This is a genomic window from Clostridium sp. RTP31139st1_H3_RTP31139_211217 (genome assembly GCF_040227035.1).
Classification (GTDB): Bacteria; Bacillota; Clostridia; order Clostridiales; family Clostridiaceae; genus Clostridium; species Clostridium saudiense.
On the sequence record NZ_JBCOAB010000083.1, the window covers coordinates 1 to 6310 of the forward strand.

Sequence of the window (6310 nt, forward strand, 5' to 3'; positions counted from 1 at the left end):
AAAAAGGAGGATTCGAATTCGAACCCTCCTTTTTTTATCGGCTAATATCAAAATTTATTTTGATACAGCCCCTTTTTCTATTAATTGTTCCCACTCAAAATTAATAGAATTCAAAAACTATACATTTTGTGGAGATAAATATTGTCTCTTTTGTAATTCATCATCAAGTAAATATAATGCTGCTTGGTTATCCCCAGCTCTTCTTACTTTTTTAAGTAAAGCATTAAAGTTATTTTCTTCTTCTACTTGTTCATCGATAAACCACTTAAGTAAACTAATTGTAGAATGTTCTCTTTCTTCATAAGCTATATCAGTTAATAAATATATCTTTTTTGTAACTAATTGCTCATGCTCATATCCTTTTTGGAACACATCAATTACTCCATCATATTGTGTTTGTGGTTTATTTACTTGCTCTAATTCAATTGATCCATTTTTTTGATATACATAATCATATAATTTCATGGCATGATCTAATTCTTCTTTAGCTTGAACTCTAAAGAAATTAGCAAATCCGCTTAAATCAATTGATTCACAATATCCCGCCATTGCAAGATATGTATAAGAAGAATAAAATTCAAAATTAACTTGTTCATTAAGAGCTTTTAATAATTTTTCACTAAGCATTGCCTTAACTCCTCCTCTATTAAAATATAACTATATAATATATTAAATATTATATTAATTGCAATAATTTGTTAGTAATTTCTACTTGTTAAATTTAATAATACTATGACTTTTATTCTGTTTTTATAAGTGAAAATGCACTAATTTCTGCAACACAAAATATCTACGTTATTATAAAATATATAGTACATATTAAATATAACAAAAAAAGATATAGAATCTAATGTATTACTAGACACTATATCTTTTTTATATAAATCTTTAAATAATTAATTAGAAACTTTTTTATTCTTTGAAATTAAGTAGTAAGGAATTGCTACAAATAAAATTCCTCCAACCATATTTCCTAAAGTAACTATTCCTATATTATAAATATATCCTGATACACTTACAGCTGATGTTCCTGGAGCTAATAGTGCTATTGTAAGTAATGTCATATTAGCAACACTATGCTCAAATCCACATGTTATGAATATGAATAAGCACCAGAATATCATTATTAATTTTGAAACATCATCTTTACATCTAAAGCTACACCATACAGCTAAACAAACTAATATATTACAGAATAATCCTCTAAAGAATAATTCTGAAACTGGTAAGCTCATTTTTGTAGCTGCAGTATTTGCTATAAACTCTCCAACTGGTCCTGTTGCAAGACCTGTTAAGTAAAACATATATCCTGCTAATATTGAACCTGCTAAATTTCCAATAAATCCTGCTATCCAAACCTTTATAGTATCCATCCATGATACAGTCTTGTTTAATGATCCAACTGCCATTACAAAGTTGTTACCTGTAAATAATTCAGATCCAGCCATTACAACTAAGCTTAAAGCTCCACCAAAAGCAATTCCCATTACTATTTTAGTTACTGGTGAACCTGCTGATGATAATAATCCTCCTATTGTAAATATAAGCATTATAGCCATACCTACAAAAAGTCCTGCTAACATCGCTGAAACTAAATATCCAACTTTATTATTTTTTAATAATTCATTTTTAGCTTTAGCTGCACCTGCAACTTTGTTAAATTCTTCGTTAAACATTATTATTCCCCCTAACTCTATTTGTTATTTTAATAACAATCTGTAAGGTTATTATAATGTCTAATTTGATTGTATTCAGTGATTATTATCACAAAATTGTTGTATTTTTTAGATTTTTTTCTATATTTTTTGTATTTTTTATTGTTATTTTAGTCATTTTTTCTATTTTAGTTATAATTAAAGTAAATTTTAGCAATTAAATTTTATTAAGATTATTCTTTTATTTGGATAATCAGAAAAAATACTATTATTTTATTTGATATTTTTTTATCACTTTTTTTAACTTATATCAAATAAATAAGAAAAGCATCTTTAATACTTATTATCAAAATAAATTCTAAAAGATATTGTTCATTTGCTGATAAAGTCTTTAGTTCTAATATATTGTTTAAGCGATATGAAATTTTTAGATGTCTTTAATGTTCTAATTTAATTTATCCTCCATTACGTAACTATCATTTTTTTTATTTTACGTAATTTCTTTTCTTACGTAATTATGATAAAATTAAGTTAAATTGAATAAAGAAACTTTTTTGAGGAATTAGCATTAAAAAAATTTAACTATCATGGTTGATAAAAACTTAACTTTACAAGCAAAGAAATAATACCTTAATAAAGTAATGTCGTTAAGTAATTTAATAAATATATTTTTAGAAAATTATCTTAATAATACTAATAATTAAAATAATTATAGTTAAAAATAATTTGTAAAAGACTATATAAAAAAGTAATAAATTGAAATCAAGTTTATTATATTTTTTTAAACTTAAATGTTCTTATTAGATAGCTTTTTATTATTGTATTAGATATCTTTAAATACCAAATTATCTTTTATCAAAAACTAATTTATAAAAATATATCTAAAATAAATTGAATTTGATTAATATTATTACATTAATGAAGTAAATATAGAAAGTTAAAACTAAAGTTAGATTCAATACATCAATAGATTTAGATTACAATAATAGACTGGATAAACTTAGTGCAAAAACTATGATACCATGGTCGAAACTGGTTGATATATCTCTAGAACTACTATTTAATTAATATAAAAAAGTGATTTATCTGATACTAAAACTGATGTTAAGTTCATAACTCGTAAGGTTCAAGATACTGAAAAAGATGTTTTTGTAATTCAAGATCACTTAAATGTAATAAAATAAATTAATTGAGGTGATGAATTGGCTATCCAACAAATAAATAATAAAGTTTATACTTATTATGATTATTTAAATTTCCCAAATGATGAGTTTGTTGAAATTATTGATGGCAAGATTTTTGCAATGTCTCCTGCTCCAAGTAGAATACATCAAGAATTAATAATGGAAATTTCAGCAGAATTAAGAAATTATATTAAATCTAACAAAGGACAATGTAAAGTCTATCCTGCTCCTTTTGACGTTGTGTTAATTAACGAAAATGAAAATGAAAATGATAGCAAAAATATTGTTCAACCTGATATATCAGTAATTTGTGATAAAAATAAATTAAATGATAAAGGTTGCTTTGGTTCTCCTGATATGATTGTTAAGATTGTTTCTAAATTTAATCCTGGAAATGACTATGTAAAAAAACTTTACCTTTATGAAAAATATAAAGTTAAAGAATATTGGATAGTAAATCCTATGAAAAAAAAACATTTTAGTTTATACTTTAACTGAAAGTGGCTATAATCAGCCTGATTTGTATACTTTTAATGACAAAATAAAAGTAAACATCTTCAACAACTTAGAAATAGATTTTAATGGTATTATCTAAAAATAATAGCTTAAAAGACTATACTTAAAAATAAATTAAAAACCTTTGATCTTTAAAATGTACCCTATAGAGTAAACAATATAAAAGAGTCTTATCCTATAGAGTACATTTTATAATATGAGTGAAATAATCCTTTTTTATTCAGTTCCAATAAAATATTAGATGTATGTTTCCTTTAGATTTGCTTGTTATTCTTTTATTTTTACAATACAGTCTTTTCTATAAAAAGCCATTCCATACTTTATAATATCCTCATAACCACTTTGATTAAGTTCATATGCATATTTTTTATCTTCAATTTGCTGCAGAGCATCTTGTGGCTTTGTAAATAGCTCTTTTGGTTTATCACAAACCTTCATTTCAATTATTACTGCTTTATCAAAAATTGATAGTGGTTTTATATAAATATCACATCTTCCATCCCCGCTCTCCCTGTTGGATTTTACAATGTAACCATCCATATGAGATAATAATCCTATCATAAATCCATGATAAAAGTTTTCATATGCATCATTAAAGCTTATTGTCTTCTTCAATAATCTATTTACTTCCCTTTGGAATACATCAACTTCTCCTTTTATAATTGAAGTATAAAGAAGAGATAAATCTTCGCTCTTTATCTTTTCATTAAACCATTTAAGTATCTTAGTTCTAAAGATATACTTAACTTCTAAGTTTGGTATTGCTAGCTCTACAAACTTTTCTTGGGTATTTTCATCCATTCTTTCACTTATCTTTTTGAAATATCCTGTAAAGAACATAAAGTTCCAAAGGTTATCTAAATTATCATAAACATCATTGTAGGTTATGTCTTCATGTACTGCTTTTTCTATAGTTTTACCTTCTATTAAAGCCTCTATTTCGCTTTTTGTTATATCATCTGCTCTTTCTATAAGACTTTTCAAATGCTTGTCTATCATTTTTTATTGGCTTTAATTTTAACTTTCTATCATCATCTTCACAATATTGATTTATTAAATATTGATTAGTAAGCTTTTCTTTTATTATTCCATTTGCTTTTAATCTATTTTCTTTTATTATATTAACTATCGCTAATAATAATATAGAAATAGTTGTTATCCTTTGTTGACCATCTATAATTAAATACTCTCTATTTCTTCCACTATCATTATAAATTGATACTATTGTTCCAAAGAAATGATTTTTATATTTATACTTTATCATATTTACTAAATCATCATATAACTGCTTACACTGTTCTTTTTTCCAATCATAATTTCTTTGATATACTGGAATGACAAAGTTTGTATCTGATGAATCTAAAAATACTTCATATACCATGTTAATAGCAGGTTCTTTCGTTGAATCGAATAAATCAATAACTTTTTCTTTTATTTATACTTTCATAACCTCAAATAAAACTTAAAATTCTATACTATTTAATAAATCCCTCAATGATTTTAATTCATCGTTAGTTAATGTAACGCCTTTCCCCATCTTTTCATGATCAGGTGACCATTCCCTCAAATCATATTTAGCTTCTTTACCATTCCAACTAATTATATTTAATTCCTTTTTCCAACCTTTAGCTGATTCTGCTATAGCACCTAATGTTTCTTTAATTTCAAATTTTATATCTGCCATAAATTAATCCTCCCTCTTATATTCTTATACCTAAATCATCAAATTCACTTATTTCTACTAACTTTAATTGTGTAGAAATATCTAAACATAATATTTTACTTAACATATTTCAATGATAAAAATGCTTTACTAAAATCTTTTCCTTTATCTTCTGCTGTAAATATATCACTATCATATGTTCCTTCTACAACATTATAAGTAATATGATTAATTATATCCATCTCTCACTTACTTTCACCTTTTCAAGTTTCTTTGTATATCAAAATAAAACTACTTTATAATTCTTTATATTCTTCAGCTAATTCCTTTAATTCCTTAACTATTTCTTCACATCTATATTCGGTATAATATATACTTCCTACATAATTTATAAATTCATCTTTACTTAATTCACTAAACTTATCATCAAAGCAATTCTTTTCTTCCTCTATAGCATCATAAAATCCACTAGAACATGGACCCCATCCATTTATTCTTTCCTCAAATGCTATTGCTGCCTTTTCAACATCATATTCTAAAACACCTTCATATAAATCATTAATTATAATAGAAGCCGTTTCTTTATTGATTTCTATTCCCCTACATAAATTTTCTCCTAAAATAGCTTCTAAACTAAAAAACTCTCTTATTAAATCTACTGATTTTCTTGCAATTTCAATTTTTTTACCTAACATCTTTTATATCTCTCTTTTACAAATAATAGTATTAATGTATATTATACGCTATATTTTCATATCCTTCTGTCGAACTGAGTTAATTTCATATCAAATATATAATTATTGCTGAAAATAACTTGATTATTTATTGAGTGATTTCGACATATTGAGGTGTTTCCAGCTCAAATTGTTATTATATGGATTATATTTTGTAAAAAATAACACCTTAATAAACTTTTCAGTCTATTAAGGTGTTTTAACTATATTTATTTTAATCTAATCACTTTCAATCAAATTAAGATTATTTTCAATTTGACTTTAAACACACTCTTTTAATTTTTTCTTACTTATTGTTTCAATAATCATATCTATGTTCCCATCATATTTTATTGGAATAACATCCTATACACTAGTAAAATTATCATTAGGAATAATTATATCATCTACTATCCTAATAAACCTTTAAAACAACTTATCTTTTCAGTCAAAAGACCACTAGCAAATTTTAATTCATTGCTAGTGGCCTAATATATCTATATTCTAAACTAATTTTTGTTCAAAAATATTATCCAAATTCAATTTCTTAATCCTATCTTCAATTTCAGCAGTATCAAT

The 6310-nt window shown here is 24.5% G+C and carries 7 protein-coding genes and 2 pseudogenes; 2 read left to right on the forward strand and 7 right to left on the reverse strand.

Annotation, left to right across the window (positions count from 1 at the left end; all coding sequences use genetic code 11):
- Positions 1-117 precede the first annotated feature (117 nt).
- Both ABUA17_RS18115 and ABUA17_RS18120 read right to left on the reverse strand, forming a co-directional pair.
- The gene (locus ABUA17_RS18115) at positions 118-627 is read right to left on the reverse strand and encodes a ferritin (RefSeq protein WP_042398159.1); all 510 of its coding nucleotides are present in this window, start codon (positions 625-627) and stop codon (positions 118-120) included.
- Between the two features lie 269 nt (positions 628-896).
- Positions 897-1676, reverse strand: a complete 780-nt coding sequence (locus tag ABUA17_RS18120; RefSeq protein WP_195951883.1) for a formate/nitrite transporter family protein — start codon at positions 1674-1676, stop codon at positions 897-899.
- Positions 1677-2612: 936 nt separating this feature from the next.
- On the opposite strand from ABUA17_RS18120, the pseudogene ABUA17_RS18125 reads away from it, so the two are divergent.
- Together ABUA17_RS18125 and ABUA17_RS18130 are read left to right on the forward strand one after the other, a co-directional pair.
- Positions 2613-2723, forward strand: a pseudogene (locus ABUA17_RS18125) (ribbon-helix-helix domain-containing protein); the annotation flags it as partial.
- Positions 2724-2857: 134 nt separating this feature from the next.
- Positions 2858-3337 carry a Uma2 family endonuclease gene (locus ABUA17_RS18130; protein WP_316320779.1) on the forward strand — a complete coding sequence of 160 codons (480 nt, stop codon included), beginning with the start codon at positions 2858-2860 and terminating at the stop codon, positions 3335-3337.
- Positions 3338-3622: 285 nt separating this feature from the next.
- Here the strand turns inward: ABUA17_RS18130 and ABUA17_RS18135 are convergent.
- The 5 genes and pseudogenes from ABUA17_RS18135 to ABUA17_RS18155 form a co-directional block, all read right to left on the reverse strand.
- Positions 3623-4339 (reverse strand): annotated as a pseudogene (locus tag ABUA17_RS18135) (PD-(D/E)XK nuclease domain-containing protein); the annotation flags it as partial.
- Positions 4311-4736 (reverse strand): DUF262 domain-containing protein, encoded by a 426-nt coding sequence (locus ABUA17_RS18140; RefSeq protein WP_195951880.1) that lies wholly within the window; start codon positions 4734-4736, stop codon positions 4311-4313. The pseudogene ABUA17_RS18135 and the gene ABUA17_RS18140, both read right to left, overlap by 29 nt.
- Before the next feature lie 81 nt (positions 4737-4817).
- A complete protein-coding gene (locus tag ABUA17_RS18145; RefSeq protein WP_042403051.1) occupies positions 4818-5039 on the reverse strand; it encodes a YdbC family protein in 222 nt (73 codons plus the stop codon).
- 95 nt (positions 5040-5134) lie between these two features.
- Positions 5135-5260: a hypothetical protein gene (locus ABUA17_RS18150; protein ID WP_260457825.1), complete on the reverse strand. Its 126-nt coding sequence runs from the start codon at positions 5258-5260 to the stop codon at positions 5135-5137.
- 54 nt (positions 5261-5314) lie between these two features.
- Positions 5315-5713, reverse strand: a complete 399-nt coding sequence (locus ABUA17_RS18155; RefSeq protein ID WP_042403054.1) for a hypothetical protein — start codon at positions 5711-5713, stop codon at positions 5315-5317.
- Between the last annotated feature and the right edge of the window lie 597 nt (positions 5714-6310).

Bases quoted from the DNA above. Each gene is read 5' to 3' on its own strand.
- ABUA17_RS18115 (WP_042398159.1), bottom strand. From the start codon at position 627: ATGCTTAGTGAAAAATTATTAAAAGCTCTTAATGAACAAGTTAATTTT.
- ABUA17_RS18145 (WP_042403051.1), bottom strand. From the start codon at position 5,039: ATGGCAGATATAAAATTTGAAATTAAAGAAACATTAGGTGCTATAGCA.
- ABUA17_RS18155 (WP_042403054.1), bottom strand. From the start codon at position 5,713: ATGTTAGGTAAAAAAATTGAAATTGCAAGAAAATCAGTAGATTTAATA.
- ABUA17_RS18150 (WP_260457825.1), bottom strand. From the start codon at position 5,260: ATGGATATAATTAATCATATTACTTATAATGTTGTAGAAGGAACATAT.
- ABUA17_RS18140 (WP_195951880.1), bottom strand. From the start codon at position 4,736: ATGGTATATGAAGTATTTTTAGATTCATCAGATACAAACTTTGTCATT.
- ABUA17_RS18120 (WP_195951883.1), bottom strand. From the start codon at position 1,676: ATGTTTAACGAAGAATTTAACAAAGTTGCAGGTGCAGCTAAAGCTAAA.